At 64.8% G+C, this 18137-nt stretch carries 12 protein-coding genes and 1 riboswitch; of the genes, 4 read left to right on the top strand and 8 right to left on the bottom strand.

Annotation, left to right across the window (positions count from 1 at the left end; translation table 11 throughout):
- The first annotated feature begins 36 nt into the window (after window positions 1-36).
- Window positions 37-822 (top strand): glycosyltransferase family 2 protein, encoded by a 786-nt coding sequence (locus tag MNQ99_RS18180; protein ID WP_241913983.1) that lies wholly within the window; start codon window positions 37-39, stop codon window positions 820-822.
- Window positions 823-856: 34 nt separating this feature from the next.
- Here MNQ99_RS18180 and MNQ99_RS18175 read toward each other — a convergent pair whose 3' ends face one another.
- The gene (locus MNQ99_RS18175; RefSeq protein ID WP_241913982.1) at window positions 857-2380 is read right to left on the bottom strand and encodes a tyrosine-protein kinase domain-containing protein; all 1524 of its coding nucleotides are present in this window, start codon (window positions 2378-2380) and stop codon (window positions 857-859) included.
- Window positions 2381-2513: 133 nt separating this feature from the next.
- Between MNQ99_RS18175 and MNQ99_RS18170 the strand changes: the two genes are divergently transcribed.
- Together MNQ99_RS18170 and MNQ99_RS18165 are read left to right on the top strand one after the other, a co-directional pair.
- Window positions 2514-3875, top strand: a complete 1362-nt coding sequence (locus MNQ99_RS18170; protein WP_241913981.1) for an oligosaccharide flippase family protein — start codon at window positions 2514-2516, stop codon at window positions 3873-3875.
- 48 nt (window positions 3876-3923) lie between these two features.
- Window positions 3924-5354 (top strand): O-antigen ligase family protein, encoded by a 1431-nt coding sequence (locus tag MNQ99_RS18165; RefSeq protein WP_241913980.1) that lies wholly within the window; start codon window positions 3924-3926, stop codon window positions 5352-5354.
- Window positions 5355-5437: 83 nt separating this feature from the next.
- On the opposite strand, the gene MNQ99_RS18160 is transcribed toward MNQ99_RS18165, so the two are convergent.
- Genes MNQ99_RS18160 through MNQ99_RS18145 form a run of 4 tightly spaced genes read right to left on the bottom strand, consistent with a single transcriptional unit; the run spans window position 5438 to window position 9357 of the window.
- Complete coding sequence (locus tag MNQ99_RS18160) at window positions 5438-6370, bottom strand: hypothetical protein (RefSeq protein ID WP_241913979.1); 933 nt, start codon at window positions 6368-6370, stop codon at window positions 5438-5440.
- Window positions 6367-7275 carry a glycosyltransferase family 2 protein gene (locus tag MNQ99_RS18155; RefSeq protein ID WP_241913978.1) on the bottom strand — a complete coding sequence of 303 codons (909 nt, stop codon included), beginning with the start codon at window positions 7273-7275 and terminating at the stop codon, window positions 6367-6369. The genes MNQ99_RS18160 and MNQ99_RS18155 overlap by 4 nt, the downstream gene beginning before the upstream one ends.
- Complete coding sequence (locus tag MNQ99_RS18150) at window positions 7259-8218, bottom strand: glycosyltransferase family 4 protein (RefSeq protein ID WP_241913977.1); 960 nt, start codon at window positions 8216-8218, stop codon at window positions 7259-7261. The genes MNQ99_RS18155 and MNQ99_RS18150 overlap by 17 nt, the downstream gene beginning before the upstream one ends.
- A complete protein-coding gene (locus MNQ99_RS18145; RefSeq protein ID WP_241913976.1) occupies window positions 8215-9357 on the bottom strand; it encodes a glycosyltransferase in 1143 nt (380 codons plus the stop codon). The genes MNQ99_RS18150 and MNQ99_RS18145 overlap by 4 nt, the downstream gene beginning before the upstream one ends.
- 162 nt (window positions 9358-9519) lie before the next feature.
- Here MNQ99_RS18145 and MNQ99_RS18140 point away from each other — a divergent pair, with 162 nt between their 5' ends.
- Entirely contained in the window at window positions 9520-10119 is a 600-nt protein-coding gene (locus MNQ99_RS18140) for an arsenate reductase/protein-tyrosine-phosphatase family protein (RefSeq protein WP_277883569.1), read from the top strand.
- Window positions 10120-10194: 75 nt separating this feature from the next.
- Here the strand turns inward: MNQ99_RS18140 and MNQ99_RS18135 are convergent, their stop codons facing one another.
- The 3 genes from MNQ99_RS18135 to MNQ99_RS18125 all read right to left on the bottom strand — a co-directional run bounded on the left by MNQ99_RS18135 (window position 10195) and on the right by MNQ99_RS18125 (window position 17892).
- Window positions 10195-15660 carry a peroxidase family protein gene (locus MNQ99_RS18135; RefSeq protein WP_241913974.1) on the bottom strand — a complete coding sequence of 1822 codons (5466 nt, stop codon included), beginning with the start codon at window positions 15658-15660 and terminating at the stop codon, window positions 10195-10197.
- 262 nt (window positions 15661-15922) lie between these two features.
- Window positions 15923-16420, bottom strand: a complete 498-nt coding sequence (locus MNQ99_RS18130; protein WP_241913973.1) for a CoA-binding protein — start codon at window positions 16418-16420, stop codon at window positions 15923-15925.
- Window positions 16417-17892 carry an O-acetylhomoserine aminocarboxypropyltransferase/cysteine synthase family protein gene (locus tag MNQ99_RS18125; protein WP_241913972.1) on the bottom strand — a complete coding sequence of 492 codons (1476 nt, stop codon included), beginning with the start codon at window positions 17890-17892 and terminating at the stop codon, window positions 16417-16419. Before MNQ99_RS18125 ends, MNQ99_RS18130 begins: the two co-directional genes overlap by 4 nt.
- 99 nt (window positions 17893-17991) lie before the next feature.
- Window positions 17992-18084: riboswitch (SAM riboswitch) on the bottom strand.
- Between the last annotated feature and the right edge of the window lie 53 nt (window positions 18085-18137).

Genomic DNA, 18137 nt, shown 5'->3' with positions numbered 1-18137 from the left:
TGGACCCCGGCTGCTGAGCCGGCCATAGGAGGACTCATGAACCGATCGGCGTCGGATCCATTGACCGTCAGCGTGGTCGTGCCGGTGTTCAACCGGGTGGGGACGGTGGAACGGGCGCTCCGCAGCGTGCTGGAGCAGCATCCGGCGGTTCACGAGGTAATCGTTGTGGACGACGGCTCCACCGACGGCACCCCGGATGTCGTGGCCGCCATGGCAGCCGAGGACGGCAGGATCCGTTGCCTGCACCAAACGAATCAGGGCGCCAGCGCGGCCCGCAACCGCGGGATTGCCGAGGCCACTGGCCAACTGGTTGCATTCCAGGACAGCGACGACGAGTGGCTCCCCGGTAAGATTGCGCGGCAACTCGAAGCGCGCGAGCATTCGGGCCCCGGATTCGTATTTTGCCGGCTGGCAATCCATCAGCCAGGAGCACGGACCATGACAGTCCCGTCTCCGCGGCGGACGCCCGGTAAGTATGCACTGCTGTGGGAAAATTTCATTTCCACCCAGACAGTGCTTGTGGACCGGGCCGTCTTGGCGGAAACGCCGGGTTTCGATATCCGCCTGCGCCGACTACAGGATTGGGACCTCTGGCTGGAGATCCTCAAGCGTCCTGCGGTCCCACTGGTCTTCGTACCCGAAGTGCTGGTTCATGCCTACCGCCAGCCGGACAGCCTCAGCGCGAGCGAGGCGGCGTTCTATTCAGCCATGGAGCACATCATGGGCAAGCATTGGAAGTTGATCGCAAGACATCCCTGGGGTCTTCTCCGGCACTGTTACCGCATTGTTAAAGGACGCGCTCTGCAGCTTGTACAGGCATAGACCACCCGGGCCGCATCGGGTATGAAGAGGACGTTCACTGCTTCGCTGAATGTTCAGGGACCCCAGGGGACAAAGGCACGGTCTGGAACCCTGAGTGTTTACCTTCGGCCGATTCCGGAACCGCGCCGGATATGTCGGCGGCAGGAATGGGGGCGTCCACGTAGTAGTTCTGCCCGTAGTATCCATACCGCTTGGCCTCAAAGCCATGGTTCGGGGCCCGGTTCAAAATGACGCCGAGGACGCGTGCTCCGACGAGGGAAAGGCTCTGACGGGTTCGCTCCAATTCTTCGATCCGGCTCCGTCCGGCGCTCACCACCACCAGTGCCCCATCCGCAATGCTGGCCAGAATGGCGGCGTCGGTGACCGACAGCATCGGTGAGGTATCGATCAGGACAACCGATTTGGCAGCCAACTCCCTGAGCATGTGGGTCATGGCTGCCGAGCCCACCAGTTCGCTGGGGTTTGGCGGGACACGACCGGCGCCGAGCACCATCAGGTTGGGCTGCGGCCCCCACGGCTGCAGGACGTCGTCCAGCTCGGCGCGTCCGGTCAGCACGTCGGTCACTCCGGCACCGGGAACCAGGCCGAAGGCCTCGGTGAGGGAGGGACGGCGCAGGTCGCCATCGACCACGGTCACTTGCTGGCCGGAAGCGGCGATAATACTGGCTAGATTGGCCGTCACCGTGGTCTTGCCTTCATCGGGCAGTGAACTGGTGATCACCATGATGCGCGGCGGATTGTCCACATCCACGAAGCTGAGATTGGTCCTAAGTTCACGCAGGGCTTCCCCGACTGCGTGTCCGTTCCGGCGGTCCGTGGATGCCCGCCCGGGCTGCGCGACAAGCCTTCCGCCCGCATCCAATGTCCGGTCAAGCGGAATTGTTGCCAGCACCGGAATGCTGAAATTCTCCTCGATGGTCCCTGCCGTGCGGATACGCCTGTCGAAGTGAACCTGGGTCAGCACGTAGCACAGCCAAGCGAGCAGGCCGGTGAGTCCGCCGATCGCCACGGTGAGGTTGACGTTCGGGAAGACGGGTGCCGTTGGTGTCGAGGCCTCGGACAGCAGATCTATCCGGACCAGGGACTCTTTTCCTTCTGAAGATCCCTGCCCCTCGATCTTTCGTGCTTGTTCCGCCAACGCCAGCACCCAGGCATCGGCCAACTCTCTGGCCTGGGATGGGGTCCCGGCCTCCGCGGTGACCCGCAGGACGGGAGTGTCTTCCACCGCGTCGACAGAAATCCGGGATACGAGCTTGTCCGGCGTGGTTTCCAGCGCCAGCGCGTCGATCACCTGCTCGGCAACAGGCCGGGTGGCGGCGACAACCTCGTAGCCTGCTGCCTTGGACCTGGCGATGCTCTCGGCTGACTGCAGCGATGCCAGGTCCTCACCGGAGCCGACCGCCACATAACCACTGGACTCAGCAGTGTAGACGGGTCGTTGCAGCTGGAGCCAGCCGATGGAACCGAGGATCCCCAGTGCCAGGGCGCACAGCAGGGCGATCCAGTGACGTTTGACCAGTACGCCATAGTCGCGCAGCTGAAATGACCCCGGCTGCACTTGATGTGGTTTTGACTCCAGCACTTTTCGTTGCCCCCCATGCGACGCGATGGGTCGCAGTCTACAAGAAACGTTGCACCTTCCGCACGCTTGTCTCTATCGGTCGCACCGACCGGACAGTAACGTACAAGCCATGAACAAGTTGGGGGAACTGCTTCGCCTTGGCCGGAGGAGCAGTCTGGGACAGGGCGTCCTGCTGTCCACAGTGGGCAACGTGATGACGCCAGCCGTGGGCCTGGTCACCGCGCCCCTGCTGGCGCAGGCACTCGGGGCAGGCGGACGCGGCGAACTGGCAGCCGCGACTGCCCCTTTGATCCTGGCCACCACGGCGGCCGCCTGCGGCCTGCCCGAAGCGGTTACCTACTATGTCGCCCGGGGAGGGCAGAACGTGCGGCGGCTGCTTTCCCGGGCCTGCCTGACGCTGCTGGGCATCGGACTGGCCGCCACTCTGTTCGTTGTACTAAGTTCCGGGCCGCTGAGTAACAGCCAGCCCCGCCTGCAAGGCTTGATGGTGCTGGCTATCCTTGCGTTGATACCGGCTCTGTTGCTCGGTGCCGTCCGCGCCGCCGCTGCCGGGTACCACGCGTGGGCTCTTGTCGGGTTGGAGCGACTGACCGGGGCAGTGCTGCGGCTCGGGGCGATCGTGGCGCTGGCCCTCACCAACAGTCTGACGCTGGAAGCAGCTACGGCAACCATCGCCATCACCCACTTTGCCGGTATAGGGATATACCTGATTCTTCCGGCCGTGATTCGCCGGCGTTCCCCCGCGCCGACTGCCCGGGCGGCGGACGGCCTCTTCAGATACGGCATGGTCATCTGGCCGGGAGCGGTGTTGGGCATCCTGCTGGCTCGCGTCGACCAGATGCTCATGATGCCGCTGGCCGGAGCGGTGGAACTGGGTATCTACGCGGTGGCAGTGACCATCAGCGAGCTAGCACTAATCTTCAACGCTGCGGTTCGAGACGTGATGTTCGCCGCCGAATCCTCGCGTCCAGATCAGGCTCGGATGCTTTCGGCGGCCAGGATCTCGACCATGATAACTGGGGTGATATCGCTGGTCATTGCGCTCGCTGCCGCCTGGGCTGTGCCGGAGTTCTTCGGTCCGGATTTCGCACCCGCCGTACCGGTCATCTGGCTCCTGCTGCTTGGCACAGTGCTGGGCAACCCGGGCTCCGTGGCCGGCGCGGGACTGAACGCTCGGGGGCGTCCGGGTCTGCGCAGCTGGTCCATTGCCTTGGCCCTAGGCGCCAGCCTCGCGGCCTTGATTCTGTTGGCACCCCCGCTGGGGGCAATCGGGGCCGCGTCGGCCACATTGATCGGCAACATAGTGTCAGGTGGTCTGAACATCATCTGGATGCGCAAGTACTTCGCGGTTCCGGCAGGCGGTTTTGTCGGTATCCGCAGCGTGGACCTCCGCGTTATCGCGGGTATGCTGTCCCGAGGCAAGAACAGATCCGCTGCTCCAGCTCTGACCGGGCCGCACGGAATGCCTTAGGTTGAGCCAATGGGGGTTTCGGTGGGGGAAAGCGGAGGGAGTGCGCCCGTGGGCGGGGTTCGCCGGTCACCGGCTTTTCGCCTGGCGGCAGCTCTGGTCACCGTGGTGTTTCTCAGTGGGTTCATCAACCTCGTGCCGCTGGGAAGCCAGCTTTACGCGGCCACTGTGGCTATTGATGTTTTGGTCCTGGCGCTGGCTGGCCTGGCCATACTCCAAGCGGTCCAGCGGCGGGGCGGCATTCGGTTCAGCCTGTGGATGCTGGCCTTCGTCGTGCTAAGCCTCACCTACCTCGCACTGATGCTGCATGGCAGGGAACCGCTGTTCGACAAGGTACTGGACTTTCGCAGCCAGGTTTTGTACATCGTTGCCGGTGTCGCCATTGCCATGGTCCTGACGAACCGCGGCGAGCAGCAACGGCTGATGGACCTGGTACTGCGGTTCGCCGTCTTTATCTCTGCCGTAGGCATCTGCCAGTTTTTATTTCGCGACGTTCTGCCCGGCTGGCTCCTGTACTCGCGGGACACTGTCCTTTTCCGCTACCACGGTACGGACATCACCCGTTCCACCGGCTTACTGGGAAATACCATTGTCTACGCCAATGTGCTGCTGCTGCTGCTGGCCTTGCAGCTGAGCAGGCTGGCATGCTGCTTCAGCTGGAGCCGGCTGGCATCGGCCGCCGTGGTCTTTCTAGCAATTCTGACGACGTTCTCCAGGATGGCCATTGCCGGTGCCGTTGTCACCGCCGTCTGCCTCATGCTGCCGGCGCTGTTCCGTGCTCTGCCGCAGCTTTCCGTGTCCAACCCAGCCAAAACGATTGCGCTCACAGCGGTAGCGCCGCTGGTTGTCCTGATCGCGGTACTGTGTGTGTTCACGTCCAGGGTCTGGACGCGCAGCATCGGAGAATCATTCTTGGTGCGGGAGCTTTTCCTGATGGAGAACGCCTCTGTCCGCGAATCCACGGACACCCACAACGAGTTCATCTCGATAGCGCTGGATATTCTAGCGGCCAGCCCTGCGGTGGGTGCCGGGCTCCATTCGCAAAGTGCCGACTCAATCAATGCCGAAAGTTCTCCGGTGATTCTGGATGGAGCCATCTGGCAGATTCTGGGTGAAGGCGGCCTGCTGCTATTCACGGCGTACGCGCTGCTGGTCCTGCTCTGTCTGGCCACCATGTTCAAAAGCTGGAGATCCGGCTCAACTAATGACGGCGCGGCGCTCGGGTTGCTGGTCTTCTCCCTGTATGAATTCGGGTTTGCCTCTGTCTACAACTCGGCGTTCTTCGGCAAGCCGTCGTTCATTCTCTTCTGGCTGGTCTTCGGCTTAGTTGCAGCCATGCACGCCCTGTCGGAACCCCGCCTGCAGCATCTGCGCCAAAAAAACGCTCGGGTGCCGGGCGAGCAATGGGATTCGGGGATCGCCGCACCCGGGCCGCGTGCGTTTGTCCGGTTCGATCTCGACCAGCGCCAGCAAGGCCGGTAGCAGACCGACGTTCGATCGCTCATCGTCTTCCGGTCGCCCCCGGCCGACTCGGCCTGCCCCCGCGAGGCCTCCCGGTCTCCCTCCTATGGGATCAGCTGGGCGGCTGTTTCGGTGGCGGCAGCGAGCTTGGCCAAATCCGCAGCGTCATAGGTGGCGAGGAGCTGTGCGTCGTTTCCCCCGGCCTGCACATTGTGCTGTTGCAGGGCCTGTTGCTGCGAGCGGTGGACCAGAGGGAAGTGCCGGCTTCGGGCTGAGACCTGCTTGACCTTGGTGCCAAGGCGCAAGGCGACCACATTCAGCCAGACGTCGTCGGCCCGGGGGCAACGCTGCAGGAAAGCGTCCCCAAGCGCGGCGAGGCTCCGCTGCACGGCGGGTGGATACACGGCTCCGGATACACCGGTAACGAAATGGCGGTGCGAGGGCCGATCGGTACGAACTGGCTGCCACTGCCCGTAAGGCTTCAGGACACCGCCGGCCAGACCGATCCTGTGCGCCCGGAAGGCCACCACGGCTGGCGGTTGCTGGCTCTCATAGTCCACCAGCAGAGTGTGCAGCCACCATTTGGGGTAGAGGATGTCATCGTCGCAAGTCACCAGAGGCAGCTCGGGCTTGGAATTCTCCGAAACGTACGGGAAGTACTTGGTGTGCGGCCCGAAGCTGCCGTGCGATCCCCGAATTTCCAGTCCCCGCGATTCCAGCCGCCGCAGCGCCCCCGGGAGGGCATGCGCATCCACCGTATCGTCGAGCCAAAGGATGAGGCGCCGTGGGCGCATCTGGCCCCGGCCCACCGATTCGATGGCCAGGTGCGCCTGCTTAAGCCGCGGGCCGTAGGATGTCAGGCACACGACGGCGTCGCCGTCGCCAAGCACCGTGGCCCTACTCCACCGGTTGCGCAGCCGGAGGCTGAAGGCGATCAAGCGGGCAATCCATGACCCGCAACTCTGGAGCAGGCGTCTGGCCGCTCGCATCGGTGTCCACCGCAACTTGCCTTGGGCGTCATGCAGCGAGAGATTCATGCTGCACCTGTCTCATCAGAAGGGACCGGACCGTTCCTGAGGCGATTCACACCGATATGCCCCACCGGATGAGGCGGGAACATTCCTAGGGCGAGTCCGCGCAGCACAAAACGGCAGGCAACCAGATCACCTTGGGCCAGCCGTTTGCCCAGCCGCAGTAGCAGGCGCCATCCCAAGCCAGCATAGGCGGTGCCGCCCATCCGGCGCGCGAGAACCGCCAGCCCCATCATCGAATACAGGTCGATCCAGCGGCTTGCTTTTCCGTGCGAGGCGGAAAGCTCATGCCGGACCAAGGCATCGGGAACCACCGCCAGCCGCAGTCCTTGCCGACGGCAGCGCATCCCGTATTCCACGTCCTCCCAGTACATGAAAAATCCTTCATCGAGCATCCCGATCTGCTCCAGGGTGGAGACCGGAACCAGCACGCAGGCGAAGGTGAGGTAATCCGGGTGGTATCCGGGGCGCACGGCACGCACGGAAGCAGCCAGCGGCCAGAAGCGCTCGCCGGCTGACTGGACCGAGCCATCGGAATTCAGGACGACGGGGGCGAAGAGGCCTGCTCTCGGGTCCTGGCATGCCGCAACCAGGAGGGCAGGTAGGCACCCCGGCAGCAGCTCGGCGTCGTTGTTAATGACCAGCAGGTAGCGGGTTCCGGGCCTGCGGGCCGCCAAGCCAAAGTTGATGCCGGCGGCAAAGCCCAGGTTTTGGCGGGACTCGATCAGCCGTACCTTGCCGGGCGGGAACCTGTCCGACAGGCCGCGCAGCAGACCTTCCGACTCGTTGTCTACAAGGATCACCTCTCCGGGCCCGCCCGGTCCCAGCAGGGAAGCAATGCACCTCGTCGTGCGTTCGGTGTCCTTCCAGTTCAGGACGACAGCGGTCACGTCCTCAGCAGCGGTAGGCATCCAGTACCTCGTTCACAGTGTCGGCTACCCTGTTCCATGAGTAGCGTGCGGTGTCGAAATCGACGCGGCTACGTGCCCGGCGCAGCATCCCCTGCATCAGCCGCGTCCATTCGGCCGGGTCATTGGCCTCGCGGAGAGCGAGGCCGTAACCGTCGCAGATCTCATGAACGCTGGCGCAGCCACGCCAGTACAGCACTGGGGTACCGCAGCTGAGCGACTCCACGGCAGGCAGGCCGAAACCTTCACGAGTGGAGGGGAACAGGGTGGCGACGGCCCCACGGTACAACTCAGCCAAATAAGAGTCGGGCACTGAACTGAGAACAGTGGACCGGCCGGCGACGCCGGCCGTCTGGAAGAGCCGGGTAAACCCGCCAACTTCCCCGGAGACCACCAGCAACTCCGCTTCGGGGACCCGGGCGAGGGCATGCAGGATCACGTCCACATTCTTGTGCCGCCGGGTGTTGCCGACGTAGAGGAAATAGGGGCGGTCCCCTGTATGGGCCTTACCGGTGGGGGTGAACACCGGGGAGCAGCCGTTGCCGGTGTTCACGATCTCCACCGACGAGCGACCGAGCCACTTGCGCAGCTCTAAGGCGGATGTGCGCGAGACTGTGAGCACCGTTCCGGCCGACCGAATGCGCGGCTTGATCACTGATTCGTAATAAACGCGGTAGGCCAGCGGCTGTGGGCCTGATCCCCCCAGATGGATCAGATCATGGATGGTGACCACCTGAGGCGCCTTCGTGGCCACAACGTTGAAGCCGGGGGAGTAGACCATCCTCGTTCCGGGCGGCAGCTTCCACCCGTCCAGCAAGCCCTGCACAGAAGCAGGGTTTCGGCTGCCGGGAAGCGCGGTCCAAGGCACGGTAAGCCGTCCGGTCACCTCGCGGGCATAGCGGGCAATTCCATGGTTACCGGTGAACCGAGCGTCTACGGCAATCACGTGGCGCCGCCGGAGTCTGCAGAAATGCCCGCATACCGGGCGGTCCAGGCCAGAATGCGGCTCTGGAAGATCTCCTCGGAATAGCTGGCCGCGCGCAGTCTGGCTGCTTCGGCTGAGCCGGAATTGGCCCGGCTGATGGCCTCCTCCAGTTCGTCCGGTCGCGTGAAGTCCGTCAACGCGCCCGTGGCGCCGTCGACGACGGTCTCTGCGGTGCCGCCGACCCGGTTGGCCAGGACCCGGGCGCCGGCAGCCATTGCCTCTACCGGCATGATGCCGAAGTCCTCCACCGGCGGAAACACGAACAACCGGCACCGCTGGTAGAGGGCAAAAAGAAGTTCGTCGGAGACAGTGCCGGGAAAATGCACCGGGACCCCCGCACGGTGTGCATCTTCGCGAAGCCGGGCACCGAGCGGGCCGCTGCCGGCCAAAACCACGGGCAACTGCATGCGCGCGCCAACCTCAATAACTCGATGGAGATCTTTGTAGCCGATAAAGCGTGAGGCGCCGAGCACGAACTCGGCAGGCAGAGCGGCCAGCAGATCCGCGTCCCGGCCGCCCAGCCGATGGGCCCAGTCAGGAACGGCCTGAATACGGCCGACATCGACCGGCGGGTGGATGACTTCGGCATCCAGGTCCCAGACCCGGCGGATCCTATCCCGGATGAAGGCGCTGTTAGCGGCCAGCGCCACGGATTCGCGGCTGCGGCGCCGGTCCAGCGGCTTCAGCAGCGACGCTGCGGCCTTCAGGACAGGGGCGCTGCCGCGGCTGTCCTGCTCCGGCGCCCAGATGTAGCGCGCTGGTGAATGAATGTAGCTGAGCTTGACCGCGTGGCGTGCGGGACCGGTGAAGCGTGCGTGATGGGCAAACAGATGGGAGCTGACCAGCATCCAGTCGTAGGCCTTGACTGCAGGCAGGGCGCTCCAGGTCCCGGGCATGAAGGGCAGCGCTGCCAGCTTGCTGCGGCGAAGCGGGGTGGCGGCCAACCACGTCTGGTGCACGTTTCGGCCCGGGAATCGGTCCGGAACATCCGTCCACAGGCACTGCAGGTCGGCCAGCGGAAACATTCTGGCCAGTGAGTCCAGCACTTTTTCCGAGCCGCCGGTGGCAGCGATCCATTCATGCACGAGTACGCCGGCCATACGGTTGTCCCCCCGGTCCCCATCCCCCAACGGTGTTCCAGTTCCCAGCTTACGGACGCAGTCAAGGGGCGCGGGGCCGTCTCTTTGCCGGCCGATGACGACCCAGCCGGATTTCTGGCATAGACTCGCATCGATTTCGATGTCAGGAGGCTGGCCCAGACCATGATCCGGATATTGGTTGTCTGCACGGGTAATGTCTGTCGTTCGCCTTTGGCCGAACACGTGCTCCGGCACAGGCTGGATGAACTGCGCCCCGGGATGTTCGAGGTCCGCAGCGCGGGTATCCAGGCGTTGGTGGCTGCACCGATGGATCAGCGGACCCAAGCGTTGCTGCACACTCTCGGCCTCGAGTCTTCGGGATTTACTGCCCGGCAGCTTGAGGACTCCCATTTGGATTCACCGGATCTGGCGCTGGCGATGACCACCGGGCATCGGGACTCTCTCGTGGCCATGGCGCCTCGGCTGCTTAAACGGACCTTCACCGTCCGGGAACTGGCCCGGATGCTGGCGGCGCTGGCGGCGGATCCGGCGATCCGGGTACCCTGCGGCCGCGCCGCCCCCGAGGTCTCGGAACGGTGGCGCCGTCTGCCGCAGCTGGCTTCCCTTAAACGCTACGCGGTACTGGCCACCGACCCGGCAGCGGACGACGTCGTCGATCCCTATCGGCAGGACGACTCCGTTTTCGAGCAGATGGTGCGGGAACTGATGCCCGCGCTGGACCGGGTGGTCGCTTTCGAGGCGGCGGCGGCTGGAGCCGGCTGAGGTTCCTGCCGCCACATAGAATGTGCCTGCGCAGCGGGGCTGCGCAGGCACATTCTATGTTGTGGAGCGGCTGGGTTACGGGGTCGGAACCGGATTCTCAGGGCTCGGAACCACGGAGGTTGCGTTCGAAACTGCGACCTCGTTGGTGCCTTGATCGTCCGTGTACGCGATCGTGAGCCTGATCTGCTGGTTCTGCTGGTCGGCCGTCACGATAAACGTATTGTCCGTTGTGCCATCGCCGGTCGCGCCCGGGATGTCGGTCCAGCCGCCGGCGTCACTGCCCTGCTGCCAGGTGTACACGCCGCCCGGCTCCTCCAGCACACTTTCGGCACCGTCACCATCGAACAGCTGGGTGCTGATGTGCAGGACGTCTCCTACGCTCGGAGCCGCCGGTGCGATCGCCAAGCCCGTGGGCTCGTCGTTGACGTTGGCGACTGGATCCGTGGCCGCGGAGGCGATCTGCTCGTGCGTACCTGCGCCGTCGACATAGGTCACCAGGACACGAACCGGGAATCCTACTTCGGCGTCGCCGAGGGTGAATTCGCCCGACTCGTTGGCCTGGGTGGTGACCCACACGTTGGTGAACGGATCGGTACCGGCCTCGATGAGGACCTGCAGTGAGTACGTCAGGTCGGAATCGATTCCGTCGGCGTCCGTGACACCGGAGGCGTCGGTGGTGAGGACTCCATTCTCCGTGATCGGCTCGTCGTGGCTGAGCAGGACCTCGCCCTCGGCCTGGCCGCAGTTGGCCGTGCTACCCAGCGGTAGGCAGATGACTTGATCATTGAACTGCAGCCGCTCGATATTCCTGACCACATTGGCCATCTCCGGGGCCTCCAGTGTGTTGGAGACTTCGAAGATGTTCGGCTCGAGTTCCGTGACGGTGTAGTCATCGGCGACACCCTCGAACACTGCCGTGTCGATGGTGCCCGGCTGGTTCTCCAGGCTGACAACCTCGCGGACAATGTGCAGGTCCTTGGGGTTGATCTGGCCGTTGAAGATCCGGGTGTTGTAAGCAGCCATGCTGTTCTGCGTCTCCACCGGGCCGTTCTCCGGACGGTGCTCGATTCGCACGTTCAGCCAGGCATCGCCATCGACGAAGTTGCGGCCGTCACGCGGTTCGATCAGGTCGCTGCCCCGGCCGCCCATGAGGATGTTGTTGTTGACATCCCCGTCGTAGCTAACCGGATCGTCCTGAAGGAACGGCCTGGCGTAGTCGGGAATCTCCCCGCCGCCGAGCAGCTCGCGCAGCCCGGTGACCCGGTCCAGATGCTCCTGGGTCAGGTCGTGGCCGTAGCCGATGGCTTCATTGTCCGGGCCGAAGGTCAGATCGATCCCGCCCTGCGAACCGCGGATGATGTCGTTGCCGTCCCAACCCGAGAGCGCCTCGGTCTGCAGGTACCTGTCGCGGACGCTCGTCACATCCTGCGGCATGCCGACGATGAAGCCCATGTCAGCATTGACCGGCAGCTTGTGGTCCTTGTAGGTCACCCAGTCGAAACCGAGCACGCCCGAGAACCTGTCCGTGCCGGGGCCGGCGACCATGATGTCGTCACCGCCTTCGGCATCGAGGTCGTTGTTCCCGCCGTTGCCGATCAAGACGTCGTGGCCTCCGTGGTACAGGTTCGGGTCATTGAACATGGTGTTGCCCATGTCGCCCTGCACCAGGTCCGCGCCGTTACCGCCTTCGAGCCAGTCGTTGTGCTCGTCGCCGTAGAGGACGTCCGGCCCCGTGGAACCGAGCAGGAAGTCATCGCCCAAGCCGCCGTGGGCCGTCACACGGTCCTGGCCGCCGAGCATGAAGTCCTTGCCGGATCCGCCGAAGGTCAGGTCGCCGACACCTGGGCCCGGGTTCAGCGCATCGTTGCCGCTTTCGCCCTGGAGCCGGTCACCGTCGCCGAACAGGTCGGTGATGATGTCGTCGCCGTCGCCGCCCATCAGGGCATCGACGCCGTCGTCGCCTTCGATCCGATCATTGCCGCCCTTGCCCCAGATGGAGTCGTCACCGAGACCACCGCGGATGTTGCTGGGCTGGTCGGTGTCCTGGATGACGATATGTTCGGCTCCGGTGTACCTCCAGCCGCCTCCCTGGCTGCCGGTGAGCCCCGCCGCATTCAGGTCCGCCTGCGGGCTGTCGAGGTTGAACGTGACCTGCGGCGATGCGAAGACATCGTGCGGGACGCGGTCCGCCGTGGTGTTGCGCAGGACAATCTGGGACAGCGAGTTGCCTTCCAGAGAGTGGAAGAGCGTGTTGCCCAAGTTGCGGGTGAGGTAGTAAAAGCGGTCGCCGTTCTGCAGGTCCTCGAGCTGCTGCTCAAAGACATGGTTGAACGTGGAGCCCAGCATGCCGCCGAAGATGTACGGCTTTTCGGCCATGCCTCCCATCCAGAAATCGATCCGGTTTACGCCGGTGTCGGCGGCCGGGGCGTTCATGAACTCTTCGTCCGCAGCCAGCGCCGTGCCGGCGGCTCGCTTGGCATCCAGCGTCTCAGCCTCCGCTAGGGTCGGGTGGATGCCGTAGGCGGCGATGAAGTTGACGATCGACTCGGGATTCTTCATGGCCAGGCGGAAATCCTCCCAGCTGGTGTACGGCTCCAGCTGCGAGTCGCCGGAAAGCTCGAAGAACTTGGCCCGGGCCGCCTGCAGCGGAGGAACGCCCGTGTCGCGGGCCCGCAGCATGTTGATCGTCGCCAGGTCCAACGGCAAGCCGAGGAGTTCGTTGCGAAGCGTATCCGTGACGAATTCGTCGATGCCGTTGGCGGTCTGATTGGCCAGGCCTTTCAGGATGGCGCCGGCCGCCTCGTCATGCGGGATGACGTTCCCGTCTGGGTCCCGCTCAAAGGCCGCCGGGTTCAGGAACGCCTGCAGCAGCGGCATCTCGTGCACCTGGCCGTTGAACTCGCGCGGCACTGTCTGGGTCAGCATCGAGTGGCCGAAGCGGTACACCGCGTGGGCGAACTCGGCCGAAATCGCCGAGTTGATCTGCGGCTGGTACGAGTTCTCGTTCAGGACCACCGGGTCGATGGCTGGCTGGACCCGGCGGGCGAATTCCTCGAACACCAGGTGCTGATACTGCATCTCGGTCAGGAACCGTCCCGCCTGGAACAGGCGCTCGCCATAGTCCCAGAAACCGTCCTCCTGGAAGCGTTCGCGCAGCCCGGCCGGCATCTCGTTCTCAAGAATGTCGCGGACCTGCTCGGTGACGCGATTGTGTTCGGAGTGGAACACGTGGTGCACGGCGGTCAAGCCGATGTTCTCGTTGCCGCGCCCGTCGCCGGTGATGTAGTGGCGGTCCAGCGAGGCGTTGTCGTAGCCGCTGGGGTCATCGGTGGGCGTGGCGCCGTGGGCGATGTCGTCCAAGAAGGAGACCCCGGCCCTGAGCGCGTCGGCAGTGGAGACCGGATCGGCCGGATCACCTTCCACCAAGGCGGTCTCGTTGCCGCCGGACACGGCCAGTTGTGGGAAGCCGTCCGCTCCCGGTATGAAGTGACCGTAAGGGTCGGTGGCCAGCAACGGCACGTCGAGCACGTCCTTGTCTACCAAGTCGATGCCCAGGACGTCACGGGCCTGCTTCTTGACGTCCGCCCAAGTGGCCAGGCCTTCGCCGCCGACACCGTTCAGCAGCCGGCCGGTGGGCACCGGAACGCCGCCCTCGAGCATGTACTCGCGCACGAAAGCCTGGTGAGAGGCATGCGAGGTGTAGGTCTGGTTCTGGTCCACGAACGGGGTGGTGCGGTTCGTATGCTCGCGGCCTTCGCCGTCAGCAATGGTAGCGCGGGAAAGTGTCAGGAAGTTGGTCCTGGATCCTTCCACATACAGCGGGTCGTCTTCATTTAGGGGGACGACAACGGTGCCGTTGCCGCCTTTCTCTACCAGGTCCAAGCCGTGGTCGAAGAATTGGCCGAAAATCACGAACAGCGATGTAGCCGACGCGGACAGCCCTTCATCCGTGGCGACGTCCGGGATGAAGATCTTGGTGCCGCTGAGAAGTGATTGGATTTCAGCCTGGATCCCTTCGCTGACGGTCGTCGGACCGCCGAGCACGGTGACCCGGTCAGGGTTCAAGCGCTTGAGCTCCTCCACGGTGGTAGCCGGCAGTTTGCCCGACTGCGGGACCAACAACAACGGTGCCTTGCGCTGCCCCGCCACCGGGACAGCCCCCAGCGCGTCGGGGAAATTCATGCCGGTGGTGATGAAGACATCCGAGGTGGCCGGTGCATAGCTGGCCGCCGAGATGGCTGCCGACGTCGCGAACCGGTCGGGACCGGCCAGACGAGTGACGGACCCGCCGTTCGTATAGCTGGCGAGCTGCGACTGGACGGCTGCCGTGACGGTTGGCTCGCCGCCGAGGACCACGATATCCGTGGGGGCCAGGCGCTCCAGCTCCGCCTTTACCTCGGCGGGGATGGCGTTGCGTTCCACAAGCAGGACGGGGCTTCCGTCCCGGGCTGCCGGAGCGGCGCCGGAAAGGGAGTCCGGGAAGTTGTCACCGGTGGCGATGTAGACCTTGGCCAGTCCTTCGGCGAAGACATCCGCGCTGATCGCCGCGGAGGTCGCGTACCGGCTGGAACCGGCAATACGGTCAATGGTTGCGCTGGGATGGGCCGCGACCAACTGATTGAAGACCGCACCGCTGACGCTGCCTTCCCCGCCGACGACGACGATGCGGGCCGGATTCAGCCGTGCCAGCTCGTCCGCCGTGGCCTGCGGGAGGCCGGCACGATTCGTCAGCAGCAGCGGTCCCTTGCCGGCGGCGGCCGCCGGACCGGCGGCCAAGGCATCCGGGAAGTTCTCGCCGGTGGCCAGGTAAACCACCGGGACGCCGGCCCCGAAATTGGCAAAACTCAGCTGGGCTGCGGTCGTATACCGATCGGGGCCGGCAACCCGGCCCACCGCGGAGGGATCGACCTTGCCAGAGCCCTCCACCCGCTCGGAGACTGCGACGGCAGCGGGATTGTCCGTGGTCTGATCCACGATCAAGTTGCTGACGGTGCGCGGTTCGGAGTCGTAGACGAAGCCGTCTGTCTGCTCGTAGCTGGTGGTCGCGTCCGGTTCGTCCGGGTTGTAGCCGGGAGCGAACGGCGGAATGGTCTCCGCCTGCCGGTACTGGGGATCGAGCAGACGCGGGAAGGTGGTCAGCGCACTTCCGTGGCGGTCTTGGGCGGGCATCAGGTTGTTCCACCGGCCGTCGACGGTCCGCAGCCCGTACGGCAGCAGCGGCGAGCCCACGCAGGGATCACCGTCGAGGTCGATGTGGGTCTGGCTCGGGATATCAAACTTCGCGGTCGACTTACACAGCGGTGACGAGTTTGGATTGGCCAGCGTGTCTTCGGCGTGCGCCTCCGAAATCTCGATCTGCTTGATGATGAACTCAAGATCGCCCTGCGAAACGTTGAAGTCCTGGCCCGGCGGTGGTGCAGCCGAGGCTGTGCTTAAAGGTAAGAGTATGCCGGACAAGACGACTGCACTCGCCGAGGCTAGTGCGGTGATCTGTTTTCCGGCCGGGCGGCGCCGTTTAGCGTGCCGCGGCGATTTGGCCATGATCATGTCTCCCCAATTTGCCGGTCCGGCTCGCGGCCGGGCCCGTGTTTGATCCTCATAACAGGCGTGAGCGCGGTCCAGCGTCCAGCTCAACCGATCAGTGCGCCATGCCGTGGAGACTTCCATCGTGACCTTTGGAAAAGTTTGGGCACGTTAAATAAGCCCGCCCGGATGAGCGCCTTCCCAAGGGAAGGACTGTCATCCGGGCGGGCTTCCTGCTGTGTCGGGGCGCGTTTGTGGGACGCCGCCAACCGGGGTACTTCTAAGCGGTCAGCTGGCGCTTGGAGGAGATCACGCCGGTGTCGAAGCCGGCCAAGTGCAGGCCGCCGTGGAAGCGGGCGTGCTCGATCTTGACGCAGCGGTCCATTACCACGTTTAGGCCGGCGGCCTCGGCCTTGGCCGCGACCTCCTCGTGCCAGGAGCCCAGCTGCAGCCAGATGGTCTTGGCGCCGACGGCCAGCGTCTCCTCCAGCACGGTGGGCAGGTCGTCGTGCTTGCGGAACACGTCCACCAGGTCCGGGACCTCGGGCAGGTCCGCCAGCGACTTGTAGACCGGCTGGCCCAAGATCTCTTTGGCCACTGGATTCACAAAGTAGACCTTGTACGGCGAGCTGGACAGCAGATATGTGGCCACGAAGTAGCTGGCGCGGCTGGGCTTGTCCGAGGCACCGACGATGGCGATGGACTTGGTGTTGCGCAGAATGTTCAACCGTTCCGGGGCGGAGGGTCCCACCCACGCGCGTTCTGCTGTGGCGGTCACTTGGCGGCTCCTTCTTCGGCTTCGATCAGTTCTTCCACTGACTCGACAACACGGGTTCCCGGCTCCGTCCGCGCGGCGCGCGCGGCCGGGATGGTGCACGCCTCGCCCGCGTAGGTGGGCGAGGCGAACTCGGAGGTGTCGAAAGTGTCGTCCTCATGGTCACGGCTCGGGCCGTGCTCGGCGCCGGCCTGCTGCGAGAGCGCGAGGGCCTGGTCCAGGTCCCAGAGGATATCGTCCACGTCTTCCAGCCCCACGGAGATGCGGATCAGGTCTTCGGGCACGCCGGCGGCCACCAACTGGTCGGCGGTGAGCTGCTGGTGCGTGGTCGATCCCGGGTGCAGTACCAGGGTACGGGCGTCGCCAATGTTGGCCAGGTGGCTGGCTAGCTGCAGCGATTCGATGAACTTCTGGCCCGCCACCCGGCCGCCCTTGACGCCGAAACTGAACACCGAGCCCACGCCCTTGGGCAGGTAATGCCGGCCACGCTCGTAGTGCGGGTGCGCCGGCAGGCCGGCGTAGCTGACCCACGAGACGCGCTCGTCGGCCTCCAGCCACTCGGCCACCTTGCGGGCGTTGGCCAGGTGCTCGTCCATCCGCTGCGCCAGCGTTTCCACGCCCTGCAGCAGCTGGAACGCGGACTGCGCGGACAGCGACGGCCCGATGTCGCGCAGTTGCTCGGAGCGCAGCTTGGTGAGGAAGCCGTACTCGCCGAAGTTGCCCCACCAGGACACATTGCCGTAGCTGGCCACCGGCTCGGTCATCTGCGGGAACTTGCCATTGCCCCAGTTGAAACGCCCGGATTCGACGACGACGCCGCCCAGCGTGGTGCCGTGCCCGCCCAGGAACTTGGTGGCGGAGTGGATCACAATGTCCGCGCCGTGCTCGATCGGCCGGATCAGGTAGGGAGTGCTCAAGGTGGCGTCCACCACCAGAGGGAGGCCGGCGTCGTGCGCCACCGCGGCAAGGCCTGCCAGATCGGCGATGTCGCCGGACGGATTGGCCACGATCTCGGTGTAGACCGCCTTGGTGTTCTCGCGGATGGCCGCGGCGAAGTCGGCCGGGTCGGTGGAGTCAACGAACGTGGTCTCCACGCCGAACCGGCGCAGCGTCACGTCCAGCTGGGTGATGGTGCCGCCGTAGAGCTTGGACGAGGCCACAATGTGGTCGCCCGCGCCGGCCAACGCCGCGAAGGTGATGAACTCGGCGGCCATGCCCGACGACGTGGCCACCGCGCCGATGCCGCCCTCAAGCGAGGCAATGCGCTCCTCGAACGCGGCCACCGTGGGGTTGCCGATGCGGGAGTAGATGTTGCCGTACTTCTGCAGCGCGAAAAGGTTCGCGGCGTCGTCGGTGTCCTTGAACACGAACGACGTGCTCTGGTAGATCGGCACGGCCCGCGCGCCGTGCTCGGCGTCGGGCGTGCCGCCGGCGTGCAGGGCACGGGTGCGGAAACCGAATGTGCGTTCAGCCATCAGGCAGCTCCTTAAAAACTTAGGTTCCCGAGGCAATGACGGTCCTGGCGGCGCGCCCGGATGCGGGGGCGCCATCCGGATCAAAGATTGCTTGCGCTCTCTCCATCGCTTCTGGCGGTAGCACCTTTCCGGTTGGCCGGATGGTTGCTGCGGTGTCAAAGAGCCAGATCTCTCAACCGCTCGGGATGGTCCCGTCCATTCTCGCAACTTCCGCCGTAGCCGCCAAAATTGTTGAGCCGCGTTGC

Origin of the sequence: Arthrobacter sulfonylureivorans, assembly GCF_022637435.1 — a bacterium.
In the GTDB taxonomy this organism is placed as follows: Bacteria; Actinomycetota; Actinomycetes; order Actinomycetales; family Micrococcaceae; genus Crystallibacter; species Crystallibacter sulfonylureivorans.
This window is presented reverse-complemented; position numbering and strand designations above follow the sequence as displayed.